The organism is Pseudomonas sp. lyk4-R2A-10, assembly GCF_030209075.1.
Taxonomy (GTDB): Bacteria; Pseudomonadota; Gammaproteobacteria; order Pseudomonadales; family Pseudomonadaceae; genus Aquipseudomonas; species Aquipseudomonas glycinae.
On sequence record NZ_JARVSR010000006.1, the window covers coordinates 159,777 to 184,055 of the forward strand.

Below are 24,279 nucleotides of genomic sequence, written 5' to 3' on the forward strand. Positions count from 1 at the left end.
GCTCTCAGCGCTGAAATGCAGCTCTGTTCACAAGGTTATCCACAATTTGTGTGGATAACATTTCAACGGGAGAAATAAATGAAAGCGCCGTGGAATTTCGCCCGATTCCTGCCTTTGGCCGGACGACTGCTGGCTCGAGGCCGCTTGCCGACGTTGTTGTTCGCCGTGGCCAGCAAAGGCGCCGCCCAAGGCAATCGTCTCGGCAAGCTGAAGGACGATTTGCGTCTGTTGCAGGCACTGTGTCTGGCGTACTGGCGCGGCGAGTACCGTGCGATCAGCGCCAAGGCGATCGTTTCGGTAGTGGCCGGTCTGATGTATTTCCTCAGTCCGGTGGATGCGATCCCGGATTTCATTCCCATGTTCGGCATGCTCGATGACATCGCCGTCCTCGCCTGGCTGATGAAAACCCTCGACGATGAACTGAATGCCTTCCGCCTGTGGCGTCAGCGCCAGGCGCCGGAAAAGCTCAGGGTGGTCGAGCGATTGCCCGATACGCCCGAGCAACTTCAGCTTCAGGGGCCAAAAAAGTCCTGAATTGCGACAGCCTCTTATTCAGATAGATACCCCCCACGACCTTGGCCGCTGTTAGGATTACACTTCTAGGGAAAAGTGCCGACTCGCTAAGTGTTGTTGTCCTACGGGGTAGTCATGGATATTCAGATAATTGCACGCGATGGCGAACCCGAATATGCGGTTCTGCCATGGGCTCAGTATCAGGCTCTACTGAAAGCAGCAGGCATTAACGAAGCACCGTCGCAACCGGCTCCAGCGCCGCTTGCGGCAACCCCGGACCCGATTCTTCCAGGTCTGGATCAGTTACGCAGTTTGCGCGAAGGGAAGGGCATCGCCATCGAGGCGCTGGCCCGCACGGTAGGCATCAGCCCGTCTTACCTGGCCATGATCGAAAGTGGCGAGCGTCTGCCCGACGCCGCGATTCGCCGCAGCCTGGCCTGGGAGTTGACGGTGCCAGGGTGGAGGGAACAATCGTGAGCGTACGCATCAGTCGTCAACATTGGGACGGATTGCTGGGGGAGCTGGATCAGGCGCGCAGGCAGCGCCATCTTTTGACTTATCGAGCCTTGCTTGAACGCCTGCAACTGCCCACGCCGGCCATGCAGACATTGACCGCGGCACTGGAGCATCTCGCGGCACTGGACGCGAAAGCCGAACAACCGTTGCGCAGCTCGCTGGTGATCAGCCAGGGCGCCAGCCGCCTGCCACGCACCGGTTTCTTTGAGTGTGTCGAGCGTCTGGGGCGTTTTTCCGGGCCGTCCGACGGTGTTGCCGCCGCCTCCTGGCATGCCTCGGAAGTGGTGCGGGTGTTTGAGTACGAATACCCGGAATCGGCGGAGGCCTGAGTGTTTTTACGACTCAAGGCGCGGGCAAGTTACTGGCTGGCCCGTAGGCTGTTTCACTGGTCGTGGTTTGTCCGTCAGCCCCGCGGCTGGCGCTGGCTCGAAGGACAGTTTGCGCGCATGGCCAACTTGGGCGATGTCGGCGCGCAAAGTTTTTACGGGCACATCCTCACGTTTCGCGGGGTGGGCCTGGGCGCACGTGAAGAAGGTGTGCGGTTGTTGCGACTGGCTGCGCTGGCCGGGGATGGCAAGGCGGCGTATCAGGTGGGTGTCATCAGTCTGGCAGGTACGTCGAGCAAAGCGCCGGATCCTTCGGAAGCCGCTCGCTGGTGGACCATGGCCGCGAAGGTCGGGCATCCGCTGGCCGAGCTCAAGTTGAAAGAGCTGGCCGGCCGAGATGCTTCTCGATAAGCAAATCATCTGTTCCGTGAACGGGGCGTGAGGGAAACCTCCCGCCCCGTTTTTGCGTCTGCAGTTCGATAAAAAACAGTTACAGACTTCTCCTACATCCTCTGCCTACTCGCCTGACTTCTTTTCTGTTTGATCCCCCGCAAAGTCCCTCGCCTGATTTTTGCGCGAGGGAACGCACATGTTTGACCCGGTTTTTCGTTTCGCCATGCGCATGGAAATGCGCTGATGGATGCCGTCACCCGCATCGAGCAAGAACTCGACAGCTTTCCCCGCACCCTCGATCTCTATCGCGAGCAGCTCAAGCACTGGCTCAGTCGCTCGGCAGACGGCGTCAGTCATGCGGCTGATCTGCCTTCGCTGATGGGGATGGAGCGGATCATCCGTTTCGGCGAGCACAGCACGGCGGTTGCGATTGACGACAACCGCTTCTCCTCTGCGGTCGTGCAATGCCCGTATTCCGGGCGAATGGAGATCGAGAGCAAGTTCGAGTCGGCGTACGACATTCCGTTGGGCGACATCGTTGTCGATGTGGTGGCGGTGGAAGGCGGTGCAGTCGAGTCCGTCACCCTGGATGTTCAGGGCAAAGGGGTGTTCACCGGTGAAGCGGGCAAGTTTTATCGGGTCGTGGTGCACGGCGGCGCCAGCGAGCAGCAGGTTGATGCGCTTTTCGAATCCTACGATGGCCTGACTCGGCAGCTGGATGGCTGGCTGCGCAGCGAGTGGCAGGGTTTCAAGCCGCAGTGGTCGCAGTCGGTGGCCACGGCAGCCGGGAACGGCATGCTGGCCGGGAGTTGGGCGGCGATCGAGGGGGTGTGGGACAGCATCGGGTTGCTGTCGGAGATTCTCCAGGATCCCGGAAAGTTTGACGAGCGTTTGGGCAGTGGCGCCGCACAGCTGATCGCGTTGGCAGAAACAGCGCCGGAAATGATGGAGAAGCTTCAGTTGCTGGTCAGTGACGAAGCAGCGCTGTGTTTGTTGCTGCGAACTGCCAGCCTCTGGCTGGAGATGCTGCCACCCAGTGAAATTGCCGGGAAAACCGCCGAGGCGGTATCGATGGTAGTGGTGCAACTGCTGATCGATGTGTTGATTGGCGTTGTGTTGACCTTCGTTGGTGCCGGGGCGGGGATTGCGTATCTGACCTTGCGTCTGGCGGAGCGTGGCGCTCAGTTGCTGTCGGCGGTGACGCGCCTGGTGAAGGCGATGTTCGGCATCGTCAGCACCTTCATCGGCTACGTGAACCAGTACAAATCCGTCGCCGCACGGGGCATCGCCGCCGGGGTGAAAAAGGGCCGCATGCAATTGCGCTGGGATGCCCGGCGCAATGCCTCCCTGAAAAAAGACGAGCACCACGACGACACCCCGGATCAGGCGAAAAATCCCAACGGTGACAGCGCCGATTGTGCGCCGCGGACCTGCACCAACGGCTGTCCGGTGTCGATGGTCACTGGCGAAGAGCTGTTGACGCTGACCGATGGCGTGCTCGACGGGCTGCTGTCGTTCGAGTTCAGCCGCTTGTATCGCAGCAGTGCGGTCGAGATCGATGTCGGGCTGGGGTTTGGCTGGAGTCACTCGCTGGCGCATCGGCTGGAGGTCGAGGGCGCTGCGGTGGTCTGGGTGGACCATGAGAACCGGCGGACGCGGTTTCCGTTGCCGAGTGTCGAGCGGCCGGAAATCCACAACAGCTTGTCGCGGGCGGCGATCTTTCTCGGGGATGAGCCGGAGGAGTTGATTGTTGCGCTGGCGGGGGACGCGGCGCGGTTTTATCACTTTCGGGCTGGGCGTCTGACGGCGGTCAGCGATGCCTACGGTAACCGGTTGCGTATTACGCGGGATCGTCTGGATCGCGTTGAGCGCCTCGACAACGGCGCTGGTCGCTCCTTGTTGCTGCGCTATGAGCGGGCGCATCTGGTCGCGGTCGATTATCAGGTTTTTCGGGAGTCTGCCTGGCGCACCGAGCAGACCCTCGCCCGTTATCGGTTCGACGCCCGTCATCGGCTCATTGAGGCGACCAATGCGGTCGGCGAAAGCGAGCGTTACGACTACGACGACCAGCACGTCATCCTGCAACGGCAACTGAGCGGTGGTGCGAGCTTCTTCTGGGCGTGGGAACGCGCCGGCAAGGCCGCGCGTTGCGTGCGGCACTGGGCCTCGTTTTCGCAGATGGACACGCGCTACGTCTGGGATGACGCCGGCCGTGTCACCGTGCAGTACGTCGACGGTCGCGAAGAGGTTTATGTCCACGACGACACGGCGCGGCTGGTGCGTCAGGTGTCGGCGGACGGTGGCGAGCAGCTCAAGGCCTATGACGCGCAAGGTCGGTTGGTCGCCGAGCAGGATGCGCTGGGGGCGGTCACCGAATACCGCTACGACGATGCCGGACGGCTGATCGCGCTGATTCCGCCGGACGATGCGCCGACGTCCTACGAGTACCGCAACGGTTTCCTGCACAGCCGTTCACGTGGCGATGCCGTGTGGACGTACCGGCGTAATGCCCAGGGTGACATCACCGAAGCGGTCGACCCGGACGGCCATGTCACCCATTACCACCACGATGCACAGGGCAGGTTGCTGTCGATCCGTTATCCGGATTCGGGTCGCCACGTGTTTGTGTGGAACGACCTGGGTCAGTTGGTCGAGGAAAGTCTGCCGGACGGTGGGGTTCGCAAGTTTTCCTACGACGCGTTGGGGCGGCGGATTACTGCGCAGGACGAACACGGAGCGGTCACTCGCCATGCGTGGGACGCCGTTGGCCGGCTGATCCAGACCACCTCGCCGAATGGCGCCACCCGCGCCTGGTCCTACAGCGCCTACGGCCAGATCACCGCCGAACGCGATGAACTGGGGCGCATCACCCGCTACGAGTATGACGACGACCTGCATTTGGTCAGCCGGCGGATCAACCCCGACGGCACGCGCCTGCAATACCGCTACGACCATGCGCAGCTGCTGCTGACGGAAATCGAGAACGAGTCCGGCGAAAAGTACCGGCTGGACTACACGCCGACCGGACTGATCCGACAGGAAACCGGCTTCGATGGCCGGCGCACCGCCTACGTCTACGACCGCAACGGCCACCTGCTGGAAAAGACCGAGTACGGCGATGACGGCTCGACGCTGGTCACCACTTACCAACGCGACAGCGCCGGGCGTCTGCTGCTCAAGACCCTGCCGGACGGGGTCGAGGTCAGCTACCGCTATGACCGTTTAGGCCGTTTGGTCGGCGTCGATGACGGCCTGGATCACCCGCTGGCCTTCGAATACGACCTGCAGGACCGGCTGGTGCGCGAGCATCAGGGCTGGGGCACCCTGCGCTACACCTACGACGCCTGCGGCCAGCTCACTCGCATGCGTCTGCCGGACAACAGCAAGCTCGACTACCACTACGCCAAGGGCGGCGCGCTGACCGCGATCGACCTCAACGGCGCCTTGCTCACCCGCCACGTCTACCAGAACGGCCGCGAACAGCAGCGCCAGCAAGGCCTGCTGCTCAGCGAATACACCTACGACGAACAGGGCTGCTTGCGCGCCCACGCCGTAGGCCATCAACGCAGTGCACTGTACCGCCGCGACTTTGCCTACAGCGCCAACGGCAACCTCGAACACATCGCCGACACCCGCCACGGCCAGCGCAGCTACACCTACGACGCCCTCGACCGGCTGATCCGCGTACGCCACACCCGCGACGACCTGCCGGAAAACTTCGCCCACGACCCGGCCGGCAACCTGCTGATGCAGGACCGCCCCGGCCCGACGCAGATCAAAGGCAATCGCCTGCAGATGCAGGGCGACCGCCACTACGACTACGACGCCTTCGGCAACCTGATCCGCGAACGCCGTGGCCGCGCGCAAACCCTCGTCACCGAATACCGCTACGACAGCCAGCACCGCCTGATCGGCCTCACCCGTCCCGACGGCACCAGCGCCACCTACCAGTACGACGCCTTCGGCCGGCGCATCCGCAAAACCGTCAACGGCCAGACCACCGAGTTCTTCTGGCAAGGCGACCACCTGATCGCGGAAAGCAGCCCGACCCAGCACCGCAGCTTCATCTACGAACCCGGCACCTTCCACCCCTTGGCGATGCTCGACGGCCAAGGCCCGAAACGCGCCTGCCCGTTCTACTACCAACTCGACCACCTCGGCACTCCGCAAGAGTTGACCGACTACAGCGGCGACATCGTCTGGTCAGCCAAATATAGCGCCTACGGCAAGGTCACCTCGCTGGAGCTCGCGACCGAGGACTATCTGAACCAGCCGCTGCGCTTTCAGGGGCAGTATTTCGATGACGAAAGCGGGCTGCATTACAACCGGCATCGGTATTACGACCCGGACGTGGGACGGTACCTGACGCCGGATCCGGTGAAGCTGGCGGGAGGGCTGAATCAGTACCGGTACGTGCCGAATCCGACGGGGTGGGTGGATCCGTTGGGGTTGACGTCCAACTGTCCGCCGCCCAAAAACAATAAGATCCAGAAGTGCTCAGTACCAATTCAGGCTAACAAACCTAACGTAAATCAAGGGTTGCCTATCGTTCCGGCGGTTGGTAAAGATGGGCCAAAAAATGAAGCTGAAGCTAAACGTCAGGTATTAGCTTGGAACAGACAATACAGAATGCACTCTGTAGAAAAACATGGGCCAGAAATTGACGATGCAGCTTTAAAGCAGAGGTCAATAGATGGCTCACATCCAACAAAAAAAGGCGTTAGAGGGATGGTGGGGCCGAGTTCTCAATTCCGTAGTTGGATGATGCAGTTTCGAGCGTTGCATTTTGCTTTATCCAGGATGCATAAAAAAGTTCCTGAGCCTACAGGGTATGATGCTGACCAAAATCCTATTGTTAGGATGAAACTGCCAGGAGCAGGTCGTGGCTATAAACCTAATGAAAGAGATCTAAGCAATCCTCGTTATATAGATAGCTTGGATGGGGCGGAAGTGAAATTTGATAAACGAGATATTACACGGCCATTTACTGGCTTTCCAAGATAGGTGAAGTTATGTTGATGCAACCATTTACGGAATTTCCATATGAACCCCGGCTCTCTCACTTGTTGAGTGGGATATCGATTTATGATCGGGAAGAGACGCTTGGTAAGGCATTGTGGGTTTATGACCCTAATAAGTATGAGGATCAACAAGAAATAATTAAGAATTTTATTGTTCCTGAATTTGATTATCTAACCTATCGCCATAGGTTTTTGATTTATAAAATCCTTGAAAGCCATTTGCAGGATGCTGGTTTTGATTTTTCGGGAGAGTTTCAGAGCGACTTTGATAATCCGAGAGTGCTTGCATGGGACAAAACGGAAATAATAGATCCTCGTGGTTTTTTTGAACATATATATGAAATAGTTACTAAGTCGTGGAGGGAAGATTTACTTCGGGCGAACCTTGAAGATCAAGATCAATGGTGAGTTTTATTGGTTTAGCCGTTTCGTGCATTTGAAGAGGTCAGAACTGCTCGATTGTCTTTAATTGATGGAGGTTAGACAGGGAAAGGCTATCAATCAAATGCACGCTATACCCCGGAACATTCTTCGCATGATGCTTCGCCTGCGATGCCATTTCCGCCAACTGACTCGCATCCAGCTGCGCACACGCTTCAGGATGCAAATGCACCACGCCAATGGACAATGACAGCAACGGAAACTCCTGACGAATACCCTGGCGGTTCGGCGCAACAAAACACCCAGCCTCAAGATGTTCGGGACGATAAAACCGTCGGCATTGGCTCTGGAAATCATCAAGCAATTGATTCAGCCGTTTGCGCCAATCCTCCGGGCCGAGCACCAACAGGAAATCATCCCCGCCGATATGCCCGACGAAATCGCGGGACGGGTCGACGCGTTCGTTGAGGCATTGCGCCAGACACAGCAGCACTTCATCCCCACGTCCATACCCATAGATATCGTTAAAGGGTTTGAAGCTGTCGATGTCGACATAACAAATGACCGACTCGCGCCCCTGTTGCAGCAATCGAGTCAAACATTGCTGAATCGGCACATTCCCCGGCAACAACGTCAGCGGATTGGCATAGCGGGCCTGCTGGATTTTCAGCTCGGTAATCAGTTTGAGCACGTCAATCACCCGGCCCAGGCCCAAGTAGCTGCCGTTGAGGGTGATGATGAAATCCTCTTCGATGCGTTGCCGGGCGCGGCTGGTGATCAGACGGCTGACCTGTTGCAGCGACTGGCTCATTTCCACGGCGAGGAAGTCGTCGTTCATCAGGCGGCTGATCGGTTTGCGGGCGAACAGGTCGGTGGCGAACGGTTTGAGCAGCGCATCGGATAACGAGTGACGATGAACGATGCCGCACGGCTGACCCTGTTCGTCGAGCACCGCCAGCGAGTTCAGGTTTGCCTGGCGGCGGAAGGCTTCCAGTACGGTGGCAGTCGGTGTGTCGCGATTCACGGCTGGTTGATCGTTGAGCAGAGCGCTGAGATCGCTGCCTTCATCGTTCAGTGCAACGGCGCTGCTATCGTGTTTGGGCATCAAGGCGCGGGCATCGCGCGGCGGGTGTTCCTGAGGGCGGCCGAGCAGATAGCCCTGCACCAGATCCACACCCATCTCGGTCAGCACCGCCAACTCTTCCGGCAACTCGATGCCTTCGGCGATTACCTGCGCACGCGAGGCCTTTGCGATTTGTAGGATCGATCCGACGAACTCTCGTTTCAACGCATCCTGATGGATGCCGTCGATAAAGTGCCGGTCAATCTTCACGTAGTCCGGCCGCAGTTCCGACCACAGGCGCAGGCTCGAATAACCGGCCCCAAGATCATCGAGAGCAATCGAAAAACCCATCGCCCGATAGTGATGCAGTGCTGTTTGCAGCAACTGGAAATCATCGATTGGCGTCTGTTCGGTGAGTTCGATCACCACCTGACTCGGTGGAATGCCGAAATCCTGAAGCAGCTGCAGCGTGCGCCCCGGCTGGTGCGCGGCTTCAAGCAAGGATTCGGGAGAGACGTTGAGAAACAGCTTGCCCGGCAATTGCTGTTCGTTGAAACGACGACAGGCGCTTTGGCGGCAGGCGATTTCCAGTTCGCTCAAGCGCCCGGCCTGGCGGGCCACGGCGAACAGGGCAATGGGGGAGTGCAGTGGGCTGTTGGACGGGCCGCGGGTCAGGGCTTCGTAGCCAAGAATGCGCCGTTCGGAGAGGCAAATGATCGGCTGGAACAGGCTGTGTAATCCGCTTTGAGTCAGTATCGAGCTCAAGGCACTCAGCTGTTCGGTCGTGGTCATGGCAATCTCTGGCAATAAAAAAAGGACTGGGAGCGTTCTCGATGAAGAGAACCGCTCCCAGTCCTTTATTGCACGACAGAATGATGACTGTTTGATGACGATCCGGGGATCGCCAGCATTAAATTGCCATCACCTTACTTCTTTGCGACCTGATTGCTCAGCTTCAGATAATCCAGCAGCACGCGCCCGGTCTCGCTCAGGTAGGCGTCGTCTTCCGGTTTGACCTTGTCCGGCTCGGCGGCTGCCAGGGCGTCGTCGTCTTCTTTCTTCAACTCTTTGAGCGGTTCTTCGCCTTTGGCCTTGCGACGGATGTTTTCCATCGCCAGTTGCTTGGCGTCGATGTCGGCGTGCTGGGCACGGCGTTCGGCTTCATTGAGGCTGACGGTTTTTTCTTCCAGCAGCTTCTGCGCCAGGGCCAGCTTGTCACGGATGAACACGAACTCCGCGTCCTTGGCGGAACGGGTGTCATGCTCGGATTTCAGCTGGGCCAGGTACGGCTTGAACGGATCGCTCGCCGGTTTGATCGCCGCGCGGATGGTGTCCCACGGCATGGCTTCCGGCAGGGCGCTTTCGCCGATTTCCTTGGTGTCGATGATCGACGGGTAATCGATGTCCGGCAGTACGCCCTGATGCTGGGTGCTCTGACCGGAAACCCGGTAGAACTTGGCCAGGGTCAGTTTCAGTTCGCCATGGTTCAGCGGTTGAATGGTCTGCACGGTGCCTTTGCCGAAGGTCTGGCCACCGATGATCAGCGCACGGTGGTAGTCCTGCATGGCGCCGGCGAAGATCTCCGAAGCCGAGGCGGACAGGCGGTTGACCAGCAGCGCCATCGGGCCTTTGTAGAACGCGCCCGGGTTTTCATCTTCAAGTACATCGACCCGGCCATCGGCGTTACGCACGAGCACGGTTGGGCCCTTGTCGATGAACAGGCTGGTCAGCTCGGTGGCTTCCTGCAGGGAACCGCCGCCGTTGTTGCGCAGGTCGATGACCACGCCGTCGACTTTCTCTTTCTGCAGCTCGGTCAGCAGTTTCTTGACGTCGCGAGTGGTGCTCTTGTAGTCCGGATCGCCAGCACGGAAGGCCTTGAAGTCGAGGTAAAACGCCGGAATCTCGATCACGCCGAGCTTGTAGTCCTTGCCGTCCTGTTTCAGGTTAAGCACGGACTTCTTCACGGCCTGGTCTTCGAGCTTCACCGCTTCGCGGGTGATCGGCACGATCTTGCTGGTCTGGTCGTTCGGCGCATTGCTGGCCGGGATGACTTCCAGACGGACCACGGTGCCTTTCGGGCCACGGATCAGCTTGACCACTTCGTCCAGACGCCAGCCGACCACGTCGACCATCTCTTTGTTGCCCTGGGCAACGCCGATGATCTTGTCGGCAGGAGCAACCTGCTTGGTCTTGTCGGCCGGGCCTGCCGGCACCAGACGCACGACTTTCACCTGATCGTTGTCGCTCTGCAACACGGCGCCGATGCCCTCGAGGGACAGGCTCATGTTGATGTCGAAGTTCTCCGCGTTATCCGGCGACAGATAGTTGGTGTGCGGATCGTAAGACATGGCGAAGGTGTTGATGTACGCCTGGAAGATGTCTTCGGCGCGGGTCTGGTCCAGACGCGCCAGTTGATTCTTGTAGCGTTTGGTCAGGGTTTCCTGGATCTGCTTCGGCTCTTTGCCGGCGATCTTCTGCCGCAGCACTTCGTCCTTGACGCGTTTGCGCCACAGGTCATCGAGTTCGGCGGTGGACTTGAGCCACGGAGCGTCCTTGCGATCGATCAGCAAGGTTTCCTTGGTGGTGAAGTCCATCTTGTCGACGCCTTTGTTCAGCTCGGCAAGGGCGAAGTCCAGACGCGCCTTCACGCGATCCAGATAGCGCTTGTAGATGGTGAACCCGGCGTTGAGGTCGCCGCTCTTGAGGAAGTCGTCGAACTGGGTCTTCCACTTGTCGAATTCGGCGATGTCGCTGGCCATGAAATAGCTGCGCGACGGGTCGAGCAGCTTGATGTAGCTGTCGTAGATGATCACCGAGCGCGCATCGTCGAGCGGCGGCTTGCTGTAGTGGTGACGCTTGAGCAACTCGACGACGTTCAGACTGGCGATCACTTCGTCGCGATCAGGCTGTAACTTGTCCCAGCTGTTGGCTGCGAATGTGGTGCCCGACACCGGCAACAGACCGATACCGATGAAAAGAGCGAGGGCGGTGCTGGGGAGCAGATGCTTCATGCTGATTCGACGCGGGGACAATTGATAACGCATATTAGGCCGTCTTTGAAGTCGCCGGTACCTCTACGCTCTGTACGATAACTGCTGTTCAGCGTTCGTTCAGACCCCAGGGCCGGTCGCATAATGCAAAAAGCCCGGCGCTACAGCTTCGGGCTCAGTCCAGACTCACTATGGAGGCACTGTGAAGGCATTGCAAGGCGTTGAAGGTCAAGTGGCATGGGTTGATGAACCAAGTCCTACATGTGATGTAGGACAAGTTCGCATCCGGGTGGCGGCAGCGGGCCTCAATCGCGCGGATTTATTACAGAAAGCCGGACTTTATCCACCCCCTCCAGGTGCCAGCCACGTGCTGGGTCTTGAATGCTCCGGGGTGATCAGCGAGGTCGGCGCGGGCTCGTCCTGGCAGGTCGGTGACCGGGTCTGCGCCTTGCTGGCCGGGGGCGGGATGGCGCAAGAGGTGGTCGTCGACGGACGGCATGTGCTGCCGGTTCCGGAAGGCGTGTCGCTGATTGAAGCGGCGGCGTTGCCCGAGGTTTACGCGACCGTCTGGCTGAATGTGTTTCAACTCGCTGCGCTCAAACCGGGTGAGAAAGTTCTTCTGCACGCCGGAGCCAGTGGCATCGGCTCAGCCGCCATTCAACTGTGCAAGGCTTTCGGCAATCCGTGCTGGGTCAGCGTTGGCTCGGCTGAGCGGCTGGCGTACTGCGAATCGCTGGGTGCCCAGGGCGGGGTGGTGCGCACCGACGATCTGGAAAGCCTGCGGGATTTCGGGCCGTTCGATGTGATCCTCGATCCGGTGGGCGGCAATTATTCGGCGTTGAATCTGAAGTTGCTGGCCCAGGACGGACGCTGGGTGCTGATCGGCCTGATGGGCGGCCGTGAGGCGAAACTGGATCTGGCCCAAGTGCTGGCCAAGCGCGTGCAACTGCTGGGCTCGACCCTGCGCAGCCGTGACGATCAGTTCAAGGCCGATCTGTTCAGCGATCTGAGCCAGCACGTGTGGCCGCTGTTTTCCGAAGGGCGCCTGAAGCCGCAACTGGCCAAGGCGTTCCCGATCAAGGATGCCGAGGCTGCGTTTGCAGAGCTGGCGAGCAACACCGTGGCAGGGAAGCTGGTGCTGGTGATCGACGAAAGCCTGAGCTGATCATCATTGCTTGTGGGAGCAGGTCTGCTCCCACAAGACCATCGCTTACTTCCAGAGGTGGATCGGCCAGCCGGACTTCTCGGCCTCTGCCAGCAACACCGGATCCGGATTGACCACATGCGGGTAATCCACCTTCAGCAGCAGCGGCAGGTCATTGCGTGAGTCGGAATAGAAACTCGCGCCCTCAAGATTTTCCTCTTCGGCATCCAGCCATTCCAGCAAGCGGGTGATCTTGCCTTCGCGGTAGGTCAGCGTGCCCACGGTGCGGCCGCTGTACACGCCATGCGCCACTTCCAGTTCGATTCCCAGCACCTCGTCGATGCCCAGCCGATCGGCAATCGGTTTGACCAGGTGCGTGCCCGAGGCCGAGATCACCAGAATCCGGTCACCGGCCTTGCGATGGGCGGCGATGGTTTTGGTGGCGTCGCTGAAGATGATCGGCTCGATGAAATCTTCAACCCATGGGCCAACCAAGTGCTCGACTTCCTCCGGGGTGCGACCGATCAGCGGTTCGAGGCTGAAGTCCATGTAGTCTTCCATGCGCAACTTGCCATGGCTGTAGGCGTCCATCAGCTCGTTGTTCCGGCGCATGAACGACTCGGGATCGACCCAGCCCAGGCGCCCCATCTGCTCGCTCCAGAGGGTGGCGCAGTCGCCGTGGATCAGGGTTTCGTCCAGATCAAAAATTGCCAGGGCCATCAGTTCAGTTCCCTCTTGGGTGTCAGCAAAGTCATCAGGCTACCTCACACAGGGCGGTGGGATCGATGGAAAGTGACAGGCGCTGACCGTCGGGATGCAGATCCGCCGCCGAGCGGTTGAGCACATCCACCACCAGTTCCACGCCCCGGGCTTCGACGCGGTAGCGAATCACGTTGCCCAGCAGGCTGTGGCTGCGAATCTGCGCATCGGGCTCGCCGCTGAGGCTCAATTCGATGGCCTCCGGGCGGATCGCGATGCGGTGGTTGATCGGCCGCTGCAACAGTTTCGACGCACTCTCCGCATCCAGCAGGTTGTAGTTGCCGATGAAGCCGGCGGCGAATACGTCGACCGGGGCGGTGTAGAGGGTTTCGGCGTCGCCGCTTTGTACGATCTTTCCCTGATTCATCAGGAAAATCCGGTCAGACATGGTCAGGGCTTCTTCCTGATCGTGAGTGACGAAAATCGTGGTCAGGCCGAGTTCGCGCTGGATCTGACGGATCTGTTCGCGCAAGTGTTTGCGAATCCGTGCATCGAGGGCCGACAGCGGTTCATCCAGCAGCAACAGGCGCGGACGGGTGACCAGCGAACGGGCGAGGGCGACACGCTGGCACTGACCGCCGGACAGCTGATGCGGATAGCGGCTGGCGAAATCGTTGAGTTCAACCAATTTCAACACCTCGGCAACCCGCTTGTGGCTGTCGTCGGCATTGACCTTTTGCATGCGCAAACCGAAGGCGACGTTCTGTTCGACGGTCATGTTGGGGAACAGCGCATAGCTCTGGAACACCATGCCGATCCCGCGTTTCTGCGGGGTGAGCGGCACGATGTCGACACCATCGAGCAGAATCTTGCCGCCATCCACCGGCGTCAGGCCGGCGATGCAGCGCAGCAGGGTGGATTTGCCACAACCGGACGGGCCGAGCAGGGTGACGAATTCGCCCTTCTGGATTTCGCAGTTGATGTCGCTGAACACGGTGGTGCCGGCGTAGTTTTTCTGAAGGTGTTGGACGCTGACATAGCTCATTCGCTTTTGTCCTTGTTCAAGATGTTGGCGACCCAGGTCAGGACCAGCACGAAAAAGAAGTAGGAAATCACCAGCGCACTGGTGAAGTGGCCGCTGCTGTTGCGCATGTTGTTGAGGTAGACCTGCAGGGTTTCGTAGCGGGTGCCGACCAGGATGTTGGCGAACACGAACTCACCGAACAGGAACGAGAACGACAACAGCAATGCGATCATCAGGCCCTTGCGCAGGTTCGGCAGCACCACCAGGAAAGCTGCCTGAAAGGTGCTGGCGCCGAGCAGTTGGGCGGCGTCCATCAGGTCGCGCAGGTTGATCGCCTGCAGGTTGTTGGTGATCGCCCGGTACATGAACGGCAGTGCCACGGTGAAGTAGCAGCCGATCAGAATCCACGGTGTGCCAACCATCGCCATCGGCCCGGAACCGTAGAGCTGCAACAGCCCCACCGACGACACCACCGGCGGCACTGCGAAGGGCAGCAGGATCAGGATGTTCATCAGCGCATCGAGTTTCGGGAAGTGGTAATGCACCACGAACAGCAGCGGCAGGATCAGCACCACGGACAGGATCAGCGCGCCGACGCACACCAGCAGCGACTGGCCGAAGGCGTGCAGGAAGCGCGGATCGCTCCACAACTGGATGTACCACTTGAAGGTGAAACCGCTGGGCAACACGGTCGCCGACCAACTGCTGGCGATCGAGTAGATCAAGGTGCCCAGCAACGGCAGCAGCAGGATTGCGAACAACAGATAGACCACGACGCGGTGGTAGACGCCGGCCGGGCCGGATTCAGCGCGAGACATGGTAGCTCCTCTTCAACAGCAGTTGATGCACGACAGTCACCAGGGTCATCAGCGCCACCAGCACCACGGCCAGGGCGCTGGCCAGGTTCGGGTCGAGGGAAATGTCGCCGGAGACCATCGCCGCAATCCGGATCGGCAATACGTTGAAGTTGCCGGTGGTCAGGGCGTAGACCGTGGCGTAGGCGCCGAGGGCGTTGGCCAGCAGGATCACGAAGGTGCCGAGCAGGGCCGGGGTCAGTACCGGCAGGCCGATGTGGCGCCAGAACTGCCAGCTGTCGGCGCCGAGCAGTGCCGCGGATTCGCGCCAGTCTTCACGCAGGGCGTCGAATGCCGGGTACAGCAGCAACACGCCGAGGGGAATCTGGAAGTAGGTGTAGAGGATGATCAACCCGGTTTTCGAATACAGGTTGAAGTCCTCGATGATCCCGGCCTGCTTCAGCATGATGGTGATGCTGCCGTTGAAACCGAGCAGGATGATGAACGCAAACGCCAGGGGCACGCCGGCGAAGTTGCTGGTCATGTTGGCGAAGGCGTTGACGAAGTTGCGCAGTTTTGAATCGACCCGGCGCAGGGAGTAGGCGCCCAGCACCGCGATGATGATCCCGAACACACTCGACCAGAAACTGATTTCGAGGCTGTACTGGATCGCCTGCAGATAGAACTTCGAATTGAAGATCTTGCTGAAGTTGGCAAAGCCCCAACCGAATTCTTCCGATTGCAGGCTGTTGATCATCACCCAGATCAGCGGGGCGATTTCGAACACGATAAAGAACAGTGCGAAAGGCACCAGGCACAGGGCGGCCAGCCATTTGCCGCGAGTCATTGAGTTCACTTGAGCAACTCCCGGCACACAGGTTTGTCGTGAGGTACGCCGAGCAGCTCGCAGACGGTGCCGCAGATGTCGGTCTGCTTCGGCATGGCGTCGGTGTTTAAACTGAAGGCGTCACCGAGTACAAACAACGGTACCTGGCGTTCTTCCGGCAGCAGGCCGTTGTGCGAGCGGTCGTTGTTCATGCCGTGGTCGGCGGTCACCAGCACCTGGCAACCGGCGTCGAGCCAGCCTTGCAGGTAGTCGGCGAGGATGATGTCGGCGCTGCGTGCACTGTTGCGGTATTGCGGGGTGTCGAGGCCGTGCTTGTGGCCGGCGTCGTCGATGTTCATCGGATGGATCAGAAGAAAATCCGGGGCATGGCGCAGGCGCAGGTTTTCGGCGTCGGCGAACAGGTGCGAATCCGGGTAGTGATCGTTCCAGTAGAAGTGGCCATGCTGGATCGGTAGCGTCGGGTCATCGGTATGCCGATCCCGTGCCGCCACGAACGGCGAGCGGTTGTACAGCTCGCTGACCCAGTGGTAGGCCGCGGCGGCGGTTTTCAGACCGGCATCGCGGGCGTAGTGATAGATGCTGCGCTGATTGGACAGGCGCGAGACGTTGTTGTGGACGATGCCGCTGTCGATCGGCGGTACGCCCGTGAGGATGCATTCGTAAAGCGGTCGGGACAGGGCCGGCAACTCGCACTCCAACTGGTAGAGCGCGGCGCGTCCTGCGCCAACGTAAGCCTGCAGATGCCCCATGGCGTGACGCGCGACCTCGTAGTTGAGGCCGTCGAGCACGACAAGGATGACGGTGTGCTTCATAGGGGCAAAAACTCCGCGAAACAATAAATCGGAAAACTCGAAATCAACACGGATCCTGTGGGAGCGGGCTTGCCCGCGAAGGCGTCATGCAATTCAACACATTTGTTGAATGTGAAATTGCCATCGCGGGCAAGCCCGCTCCCACAGAGTTTTGCGTCAAACCCTGTTGGGTTTACGGGCTTACTTCATTTCTACGATGACTTCTTCGTTCCACTTCTGCGGCAGGGCCTTGGAGGTTTTTTCCCAGGCATCGGCGTCCTTGATCGGCGTGACCTTCTTGTACTGCTCGTTCGGCAGCAGCTTGGCTTTCACGTCTTCCGGCAGTTGCAGGTGCTCGGCGCGGATCGGGCGAGCGTTGCCGCGGGCGAGGTTGGTCTGGCCGGCATCGCTGAAGATGTATTCGCGGGTCAGCTTGGCAGCGTTCGGGTTCTTCGCGTATTTGTTGATGATGGTGGTGTAGCCGGAAATCACCGAACCGTCGGACGGGATCAGCACCACGTAGTCATCCGGGTTGGCCATCTTCGCCTTGTAGCTCAGGCCGTTGAAGTCCCAGACCACGCCGACTTCGATCTCGCCTTTTTCCATGGTGGCGATGGTCGGGTTGGCCATCGACAGGCGACCCTGCTTGGCGATGTCTGCGAACAGCAGCAGGGCAGGCTGGAGGTTTTTCTCGTCGCCGCCGTTGGCCAGCGCTGCGGCGAGCACGCCGTTGGCAGCTTGTGCGGCAGTGCTTACGTCACCGATGGAAACCTTGTATTTGCCGCCCTTGAGGTCAGCCCATTTGGTCGGCACTTCGGAACCGTGCAGCAGCTTCTTGTTGACGATGAAGGCGATGGTGCCGGTGTAGGCCAGCGCCCAGTTGCCGTCCTTGTCCTTGGCCCAGTCCGGCACTTGATCCCAGGTGCTCGGCTTGTACGGTTGCACCACGCCTTGCTTGACCGCGATCGGGCCGAAGGCCGCGCCGACGTCGCCGATGTCGGCGGTGGCGTTGTCTTTTTCGGCGGCGAACTTGGCGATTTCCTGGGCCGAACTCATGTCGGTGTCGATGTGTTTCAGGCCGTATTTCTTAGCCAGGTCTTCCCAGGTACCTTTCCAGTTGGCCCAGTCATCGGGCATGCCGACGCTGTTGACGGCACCTTCCGCTTTCGCAGCGGCTTCGAGGGTTTTCAGATCATCAGCCGCCATGGCGGCGGTGCACATGGCAATGGTCGAGCCTAACAGTGTTGCCAGGAAAAGCTGTTTCATTCCGAAGCTCCTTGGTCGTGTTCAACGCTGCGATTGCGGTTGGTGTTGGTCTAGGTCAGCAATACCTGAGCCAATGTAGGGGGGCTGGATGACACTTTGATGTCGGCGGTTGCCCGCCCCGTGTTTTATTTCTCCGGTATCGAAGGCTGCCCGCTAAGCGTAGACCACCCGCAAAGTCCCGGTGGACAAGGGACTTGGCCGATGTATTGCAAGTTGTCAGAGCGACCGTTCGGTAGTTTTGTCATCTCTCGGTCATCTGCACTGCCTAGGCTTGCAACACGACCAAGCGGCGCTATCGCTGTGCGGTTTTTGCCCCGAAACAGTGCTGGTCTAGTCCAGATAGGTAACGTTGATGCGCGATGAGGCAACAAAAGCGGTGACAGCCATTGGCCAGATCCTTCAGGAACAACTCGACCATGGGTTGCTCGCAGCGGGGAGCAAACTGCCAGCGGAGCGCAAGCTCAGCGAGTTGTTCGGCACGACCCGGATTACGGTGCGTGAAGCCTTGTTGCAGCTGGAGGCGCAGGGCCAGATTTATCGCGAGGAGCGTCGGGGCTGGTTCGTGTCGCCGCCGCGTCTGGCTTACAACCTGATGCAGCGCAGTCACTTTCACGCGATGGTCAGTGCGCAGGGGCGGGTGCCGTCGACCGAGGTGATTTCGGCGCGGTTGCAGCCGGCTTCAGCGGCGGTCTGTGCGTGGTTGCAGTTGCCGGCGTTGTCGAGCGTGATTCAGATTTGCCGGTCGCGGCGGATCGATGGGCGGCTGGTGTTGTATGTGGAGCATTATCTGAATCCGCAGTTTTTTCCGGGGATTCTCGAGTTTGATCTGAATCAGTCGATTACCGAGCTGTATGCGCGGCATTACGATTTGCACTATGGGCGGGTGCGGTTCGAGATTGTGCCTACGTCTTTATCGGTCGATGCGGCGGCGGCGTTGCGGGTGTCGGTGGGGAGTCCGGGGTTGAGGATTGCTCGGGTTAATTATGATCAGTTTGGGCGGTTGATTGATTGTGATCTGGAGTTTTGGCGGCATGATGCGATTCACGTGGGGGTTGATGTGGTTTGACCTTGGCGGCCTCTGGGCCGACCAGGTTTTGGGTTGTTTTGGGTGAATATCCGTTGCTTCGGGTGCTGCCGCTGACGGTTTCGCCCTTACGGCGAGTCACTTTGGCAAACGCCCCAAAGTAACCAAAACGCTGGGCCCCTGCGTTCGGCACCTCGCTGAGGCTCGGTGTTCCTTCGTTCCGGGATTCATCCGGGGGCATCGCCTACGGTTTGCTTCGCTGCACCTCCTCTCGATGCATGCGGCTGCGCCGCACGGTCGCTGCGCTCCCACCCCCGGATGAATCCCTCCACTCAGCCGGCCGATGGGGCCGGCACGTCAAGAGCGGTACTCGAGCTAACGCTCATCGTGGTGAGTGGTGGGAGCTGGCTTGCCAGCGATGAGGGCCTTGAAGTTGGCCCGATTCTTCGGGTCTATTCTTGAGTTTGGCCACCACCGCCTGCGGTGATCACTTGCACATTCATCCTTGGCGTCGCCAAGTCCAGTCCGGCCTCGTCCAGATGCCGTTTCAGCGACAGGTTGAATGCCCGTGAAACTTCCCATTGTTTGATCGGTGCGGTCTTGAATCTTGCACGCAATATCGCGTTGCCGGACTCGAAACTTTCCACGCCCTGAAATTCCAGCGGTGACCAGATGTTGCGCCGCTGCAGTGGATCTGTGCGCATTTTCTGGCCGACGTCGCGCATCAGTTTGATGGCTTCGTCGATGCTCATGTTGAACGGCACGGCGACGCGGAAGATGGCGTAGCCGAATTCGCGGGAGTAGTTTTTTATGCTTTTGATTTCGCTGAACGGGATGGTGTGGACGATGCCGTCGATGTCCCGCAGGCGTACGGTGCGGATGGTCAGGCCTTCGACGGTGCCGAGGTGGCCGCCGACGTCGACGTAATCGTCGATGGCCAGAGAGTCTTCGATGATGATGAACAGGCCGGTGATCAGGTCTGCTACGAGTGACTGGGCGCCGAAGCCGATCGCTAGGCCGATCACGCCGGCACCGGCCAGCAGGGGCGTGACGTTCATGCCCATGTTCGCCAGGGCGACGATCAGGGCGATGATGAAGATCGCCACGAACAGTACGTTGCGGATCAGCGGCATCATGGTTTGCGCGCGGGCGTTGGCCAGGCCTTTGCGAGAACGGGTGAGGGCGTGGTGCACGGCGGTGTCGCTGAGGATCCAGATCAGCCACGCGAAGATCAGCGTGCCGATCAAACTGAACAGTTTGACGCTGACGTCGTGGCCTTCGCCTTCGGTGAAGCCGATCAGCGACATGCCCCACACCCGCAGGCCGAGTTCGATGAAGGCCAGCCACACCAGCAAATGGGCGAGGGTGTAGAAGAAGCTTTTCAGGCGCTCGGAATACAGCGCGTGGCGTTTCGGCCCGCGTTGGGGTTTGAGGGCGTGGCGGCGGACGAGGCCGTTGATGACCATGCACAACACCAGCAGCACGGTGCAAATCAGCGACTGGCGCAGGGCGGTGCTGGTGTCGCCGGCGGAGACGAAGGTGGCGAACAGCGAAATACCCACCAGCACCAGCGCCGGGACGTACCAGAAGGTGCCGAGGATTTCGATGGTGTCGCTCAGGGCGCGGCGGGTCAGGCGGCGGGACAGCGGTTGGTTGCGGATCAGGTGGGCGATCGGCCGGCGGAAACGCAGGATGAACAGACCGGTCGACAGCGCCGCGAGGACGTTGGCGACTGTAGCGGCGGTGTGGGCCAGGTGCACGCCGAGACCGGCCACCAGTCGCGGATCGCTCAGGGCTTCACCGAACGCGGCGAAGCTGCCGATCAGCCACAGCGGCCGAAAGGCCTGGTGACGCAGGATGTACAGCGCGCGATGACGGTGCGGACCGTCGAGTACGGAGAAGGCGATCACGCAGATGGCCGAGAAACAGGTGCCGACCACCAGCGCATAAGCCAGTACCATCGCCAGGCTTTTGCCCAGCGACGAGGGCAGTGCGTAACTCATGTACACCGTGATGACCAGGGCGATCATCCACGGCCCGAGCTTGCGCAGGGCGAAGCGCAGCATGTCGAGGGCTCGGGGATGTTGCGGCAGTTCTTCGGTCAGGCCGAAGCGCATGCGTACCCGGTGACCGAGCCAGATCAGTGCGGCGGCGAGCAGGCTCCAGACCGCGAGGATCACGGCGAAGGCGAAGATGATCGGCAGCCATTCGCTGGCCGGCAGCATCAGGCCTTTCAGTTCGTCCTGGGCCATGTCGAATTCAGCGGACCAGCGATTGAGCGGACTGTCGGCGCCAGAGAATTGTTTTTCGAAAGTGGCGAGGGTGCCGCCGATCAGTCCCAGTACCCCTTCTTCCGGGGTGGCCTGGGCTTTTTTCGTGGCATCGCGCAGTTTTTTCAGGTCGGTCAGCAACTGGGCACGTTGCTTGTCGTTTTCCAGCGACTTGATGACCTCGTCCAGCGACTGGCCGAGCGGTTCCTGAGCTTCGGGCTGAGCCTTGCCGGAACCTGTGAGCAGTCCCGGCAGACCGGCGGCGTCGGCAGGTGCCGGCGACGTCAGGGTCATCAGGCAGACGAGAAACAGGCAGGGCAGGGCAAAAAGACGAGCGAACACTAGGCGGTCAACCTCGCAAGGGGCGGATCGGGCGAGTGTACGAGCCCGCCAGATTCAATGCGAGCCGGGCGCGGATTTATTCGTTGAGTTTGGCCAGGATCTTGTAGACCACGGTGGCCAGGATCATCAGCATGCCGATCCACATGGCGAACACACCGGCGTTCTTGTCACGGAAGTTGAAGCCGATGGCCAGCAGAATCATTCCGCACAGGATGGGAATGAGCATGGAGTGGAACGCAGACATCGAGATCATGGCGACAGCCTTGTCGAAAGGGATTGTTCAAGTCTAGGTGGGTTTTCGATGGACGGTGCTGATGTGTATCAGAAATGAGCCGGTTTTACGGGCCGGGGGACCGCAGCTCGAGGCTGCGATCCCGGCTGTGTTCTACGGAAGTTCGCGGCTGGCGTAGAACGCGCTCAGCACTTTGACCAGGTGGGCCAGGTCATGGCTGCCGCACAGTTCGCGGATCGAGTGCATGGCGAAGGTCGGCAGGCCGATGTCGACCGTGCGCACGCCCAGATGGCTGGCGGTGATCGGGCCGATGGTCGAGCCGCAACCCATGTCGCTGCGCACGACGAAGCTTTGCACCGGCACTTCTTCGGCCATGCACAGATGGCGGAAGAAACCGGCGGTTTCGCTGTTGGTGGCGTAGCGCTGGTTGCTGTTGACCTTGATCACCGGGCCGGCGTTGAGTTTCGGGCCGTGGTTGGCGTCGTGCTTCTCGGCGTAGTTCGGGTGCACGCCGTGGGCGTTGTCGGCAGAAACCAGCAGGGACTTCTGGATGGTGCGTACGAATTCATCACCTTCCGGCAGCAGACGGCGCAGGGTCTGTTCGAGCATCGGGCCGTCGGCGCCGCAGGCCGAGCAGGAGCCGACTTCTTCGTGGTCGTTGCACACCAGCACGCAGGTTTCTTCGGTGTCGGCGGTCAGCAGGGCTTGCAGGCCGGCATAGCACGACAGCAGGTTGTCCAAGCGCGCGCCGGCGATGAAATCACCGTGCAGGCCGATGACCGCAGCGCTCTGGGTGTCGTAGAAACTCAGCTCGTAATCCAGCACCACGTCGGCGTTGAGGCCGTGTTCGCGGGCCAGTTGATCGGTGAGCACCGCGCGGAAGTCCACGCGCTCGTCACCGGCGAACTGGGCGAGAATCGGTGGCAGTTCGGTCTGGGCGTTGATGGCCCAGCCCTGGTTGGCTTCACGGTTGAGGTGGATGGCCAGGTTGGGAATGATCGCGATCGGGGCCTTGAAGTCGATCAGCTGGCTTTCGACTTTGCCGTCGCGGCGGAAAGTGACGCGGCCGGCCAGCGACAGGTCGCGGTCGAACCATGGCGCCAGCAGCGCACCGCCGTAGACTTCGACGCCGAGCTGCCAGAAGCCCTGGCGTTGCAATTCAGGTTGTGGCTTGACCCGAAGGCACGGGCTGTCGGTGTGGGCGCCGACCAGGCGGATGCCGTCGTGCAGCGGCGAGTTGCGGCCCATCTTGATCGCGACGATCGAGGAGTCGTTACGGGTGACGTAGTAACGACCATTGGCTTCGGTGTGCCAGGTTTCGCGCTCGTCGAGGCGCACATAACCGGCGGCCTCCAGGCGTTGAACAAGGCTGGCGGTGGCGTGGAACGGGGTAGGGGAGGCCTTGAGGAAGTCGATCAGGCCTTGGTTCAACTCTTCGCGCATAAGAAGCTCCAGACAGCAATGGGCGGGAGTTTAACGCATCGGCCTGATGCTTGGGACTTGGCATGTGCCGCTCGCGTCAACGAGCGGCGGCCACGCGTTTTTTCAAGTAGTTCATGATCGCTTTTTCGTCTTCAGGCTTGTCCGGGCGAGGCAGCTGCTTGGGCCAGCGGCTCTGTTCCAGAAGCTTTTTCTGGCGGCTCTCGTCCCAGCGCAGGATCTCCCGCGAGGCGCATTCCCACCACTCATGGCGACAGGCGCTGTAGTACGGATGATCCGGCGCGGCGCTGCCGTACAAAAGGTCCCGGCCGACCTTGCGCATGGCACCGCTCTGGTTGCGCAGCTTCCATTTGATCTTCAGGCGCTGCCAGGCGGACGGAAAGGGTTTGACGCGCGGCACATCGGCACACAGGTCCACCAGTCGCTGGCTGAATTTCTCGCCGTGCTGGGCGAAGAAAAACGCCTGCATCGCGTGGAAGAAGCGTTTTTCCGCGAAGTAGTGGTAGATGTGTTTGCGCGCTTCCACCACCGGCCGTTCGCGCATCGCGTAGGACAGGGCGATTTGCTCGATGGTGTGAATCTCGAACCCGTCGGCCGTCCACTCGTCGATCAGCCTGATCGACTCTTCGAACAATGCCGAGTCGCGGTCGGTGATACCGCACAGGCCGCTGTTGTAGAGCTTGAAACCGTTCTGCGGGGAAACACCGTGGACACTGAGGTCGCGAGCGAGCTTCAGGTAGTCCGGCCGTTCGAAAACGTCTTCCCAGTCGTATTCGAAGCGATCCATCACCGACTGATTCGCATCGATGTATTGGAACAGGCTGCTCGGGTGGCTGGTGAACAGGGTGTCGGTGTCGACGAACAGGGTTTTCTCGGCCAGTTGCAAGCCGGCGGCAATCGCGCAGGCCTTGCGCCGGTGGTGGTAACCGTTCTGTCCTTGCCAGCGGGTCAGGGTCGCGTCGTCGAGCAACACGGTGTCGACCGGCCAGCCTACGTAGTCTTGCGGTCGGTCAGTCAGAATCCTGATCGCCGGGCGCTTGCCGTTTCTGGCGTGGGACAAGGCGGTCAGGATGCTGAACTTGGCTTCGCGCCGGTAGGCATCCTGATTGCCGTAAATCAGATAAAGCAGTTGATGACGGGTCTTCTTGACGGGTGTTGCCAGGGAATCAGTACAACTCATCCGGAACAAAATCCTATAAATCG

General features: G+C 60.1%; 20 protein-coding genes. 8 read left to right on the forward strand and 12 right to left on the reverse strand.

Going from position 1 to position 24,279, the window contains the following annotated elements:
- The first annotated feature begins 78 nt into the window (after positions 1–78).
- From QRN46_RS10060 to QRN46_RS10085, 6 genes are all read left to right on the forward strand, one after another.
- Positions 79–534 carry a YkvA family protein gene (locus QRN46_RS10060; RefSeq protein ID WP_007950434.1) on the forward strand — a complete coding sequence of 152 codons (456 nt, stop codon included), beginning with the start codon at positions 79–81 and terminating at the stop codon, positions 532–534.
- 114 nt (positions 535–648) lie between these two features.
- Positions 649–990 (forward strand): helix-turn-helix domain-containing protein, encoded by a 342-nt coding sequence (locus QRN46_RS10065; protein WP_007950435.1) that lies wholly within the window; start codon positions 649–651, stop codon positions 988–990.
- Positions 987–1,358, forward strand: coding sequence for a hypothetical protein (locus tag QRN46_RS10070; RefSeq protein ID WP_003223109.1), 372 nt, complete (start codon positions 987–989; stop codon positions 1,356–1,358). Before QRN46_RS10065 ends, QRN46_RS10070 begins: the two co-directional genes overlap by 4 nt.
- Positions 1,359–1,766 carry an SEL1-like repeat protein gene (locus QRN46_RS10075; protein WP_201820494.1) on the forward strand — a complete coding sequence of 136 codons (408 nt, stop codon included), beginning with the start codon at positions 1,359–1,361 and terminating at the stop codon, positions 1,764–1,766.
- 225 nt (positions 1,767–1,991) lie between these two features.
- The gene (locus QRN46_RS10080; protein ID WP_285354601.1) at positions 1,992–6,752 is read left to right on the forward strand and encodes an RHS repeat-associated core domain-containing protein; all 4,761 of its coding nucleotides are present in this window, start codon (positions 1,992–1,994) and stop codon (positions 6,750–6,752) included.
- A gap of 8 nt (positions 6,753–6,760) precedes the next feature.
- The gene (locus tag QRN46_RS10085) at positions 6,761–7,177 is read left to right on the forward strand and encodes a hypothetical protein (RefSeq protein WP_011333168.1); all 417 of its coding nucleotides are present in this window, start codon (positions 6,761–6,763) and stop codon (positions 7,175–7,177) included.
- A 37-nt stretch (positions 7,178–7,214) separates the two neighbouring features.
- On the opposite strand, the gene QRN46_RS10090 is transcribed toward QRN46_RS10085, so the two are convergent.
- Positions 7,215–9,005 (reverse strand): bifunctional diguanylate cyclase/phosphodiesterase, encoded by a 1,791-nt coding sequence (locus QRN46_RS10090; RefSeq protein WP_085608822.1) that lies wholly within the window; start codon positions 9,003–9,005, stop codon positions 7,215–7,217.
- Positions 9,006–9,139: 134 nt separating this feature from the next.
- Positions 9,140–11,224 carry a carboxy terminal-processing peptidase gene (locus tag QRN46_RS10095; RefSeq protein ID WP_170929008.1) on the reverse strand — a complete coding sequence of 695 codons (2,085 nt, stop codon included), beginning with the start codon at positions 11,222–11,224 and terminating at the stop codon, positions 9,140–9,142.
- A gap of 181 nt (positions 11,225–11,405) precedes the next feature.
- Between QRN46_RS10095 and QRN46_RS10100 the strand changes: the two genes are divergently transcribed.
- Positions 11,406–12,368, forward strand: a complete 963-nt coding sequence (locus tag QRN46_RS10100; RefSeq protein WP_011333171.1) for a zinc-binding dehydrogenase — start codon at positions 11,406–11,408, stop codon at positions 12,366–12,368.
- A 45-nt stretch (positions 12,369–12,413) separates the two neighbouring features.
- On the opposite strand, the gene QRN46_RS10105 is transcribed toward QRN46_RS10100, so the two are convergent.
- The 6 genes from QRN46_RS10105 to QRN46_RS10130 form a co-directional block, all read right to left on the reverse strand.
- Positions 12,414–13,067 (reverse strand): HAD family hydrolase, encoded by a 654-nt coding sequence (locus QRN46_RS10105; protein WP_064378699.1) that lies wholly within the window; start codon positions 13,065–13,067, stop codon positions 12,414–12,416.
- Between the two features lie 34 nt (positions 13,068–13,101).
- A complete protein-coding gene (locus tag QRN46_RS10110; protein ID WP_011333173.1) occupies positions 13,102–14,091 on the reverse strand; it encodes an ABC transporter ATP-binding protein in 990 nt (329 codons plus the stop codon).
- Positions 14,088–14,888, reverse strand: a complete 801-nt coding sequence (locus QRN46_RS10115) for an ABC transporter permease (RefSeq protein WP_201820439.1) — start codon at positions 14,886–14,888, stop codon at positions 14,088–14,090. The genes QRN46_RS10110 and QRN46_RS10115 overlap by 4 nt, the downstream gene beginning before the upstream one ends.
- Positions 14,875–15,711, reverse strand: a complete 837-nt coding sequence (locus QRN46_RS10120; protein ID WP_011333175.1) for an ABC transporter permease — start codon at positions 15,709–15,711, stop codon at positions 14,875–14,877. The genes QRN46_RS10115 and QRN46_RS10120 overlap by 14 nt, the downstream gene beginning before the upstream one ends.
- A gap of 5 nt (positions 15,712–15,716) precedes the next feature.
- On the reverse strand, positions 15,717–16,523 hold the full coding sequence (locus QRN46_RS10125; protein WP_285354602.1) for an alkaline phosphatase family protein: 807 nt from the start codon (positions 16,521–16,523) through the stop codon (positions 15,717–15,719).
- A 180-nt stretch (positions 16,524–16,703) separates the two neighbouring features.
- On the reverse strand, positions 16,704–17,768 hold the full coding sequence (locus tag QRN46_RS10130) for an ABC transporter substrate-binding protein (protein WP_134023264.1): 1,065 nt from the start codon (positions 17,766–17,768) through the stop codon (positions 16,704–16,706).
- A gap of 352 nt (positions 17,769–18,120) precedes the next feature.
- Between QRN46_RS10130 and QRN46_RS10135 the strand changes: the two genes are divergently transcribed.
- Positions 18,121–18,834 carry a UTRA domain-containing protein gene (locus QRN46_RS10135; protein WP_011333178.1) on the forward strand — a complete coding sequence of 238 codons (714 nt, stop codon included), beginning with the start codon at positions 18,121–18,123 and terminating at the stop codon, positions 18,832–18,834.
- 410 nt (positions 18,835–19,244) lie between these two features.
- On the opposite strand, the gene QRN46_RS10140 is transcribed toward QRN46_RS10135, so the two are convergent.
- The 4 genes from QRN46_RS10140 to QRN46_RS10155 form a co-directional block, all read right to left on the reverse strand.
- On the reverse strand, positions 19,245–21,404 hold the full coding sequence (locus QRN46_RS10140; RefSeq protein ID WP_285354603.1) for a mechanosensitive ion channel family protein: 2,160 nt from the start codon (positions 21,402–21,404) through the stop codon (positions 19,245–19,247).
- Between the two features lie 76 nt (positions 21,405–21,480).
- Positions 21,481–21,657 (reverse strand): hypothetical protein, encoded by a 177-nt coding sequence (locus tag QRN46_RS10145; protein WP_007960078.1) that lies wholly within the window; start codon positions 21,655–21,657, stop codon positions 21,481–21,483.
- Between the two features lie 132 nt (positions 21,658–21,789).
- Positions 21,790–23,079: a M18 family aminopeptidase gene (locus tag QRN46_RS10150; RefSeq protein ID WP_007960074.1), complete on the reverse strand. Its 1,290-nt coding sequence runs from the start codon at positions 23,077–23,079 to the stop codon at positions 21,790–21,792.
- 76 nt (positions 23,080–23,155) lie between these two features.
- Positions 23,156–24,256, reverse strand: coding sequence for a hypothetical protein (locus QRN46_RS10155; protein ID WP_011333181.1), 1,101 nt, complete (start codon positions 24,254–24,256; stop codon positions 23,156–23,158).
- Positions 24,257–24,279: the final 23 nt, after the last annotated feature.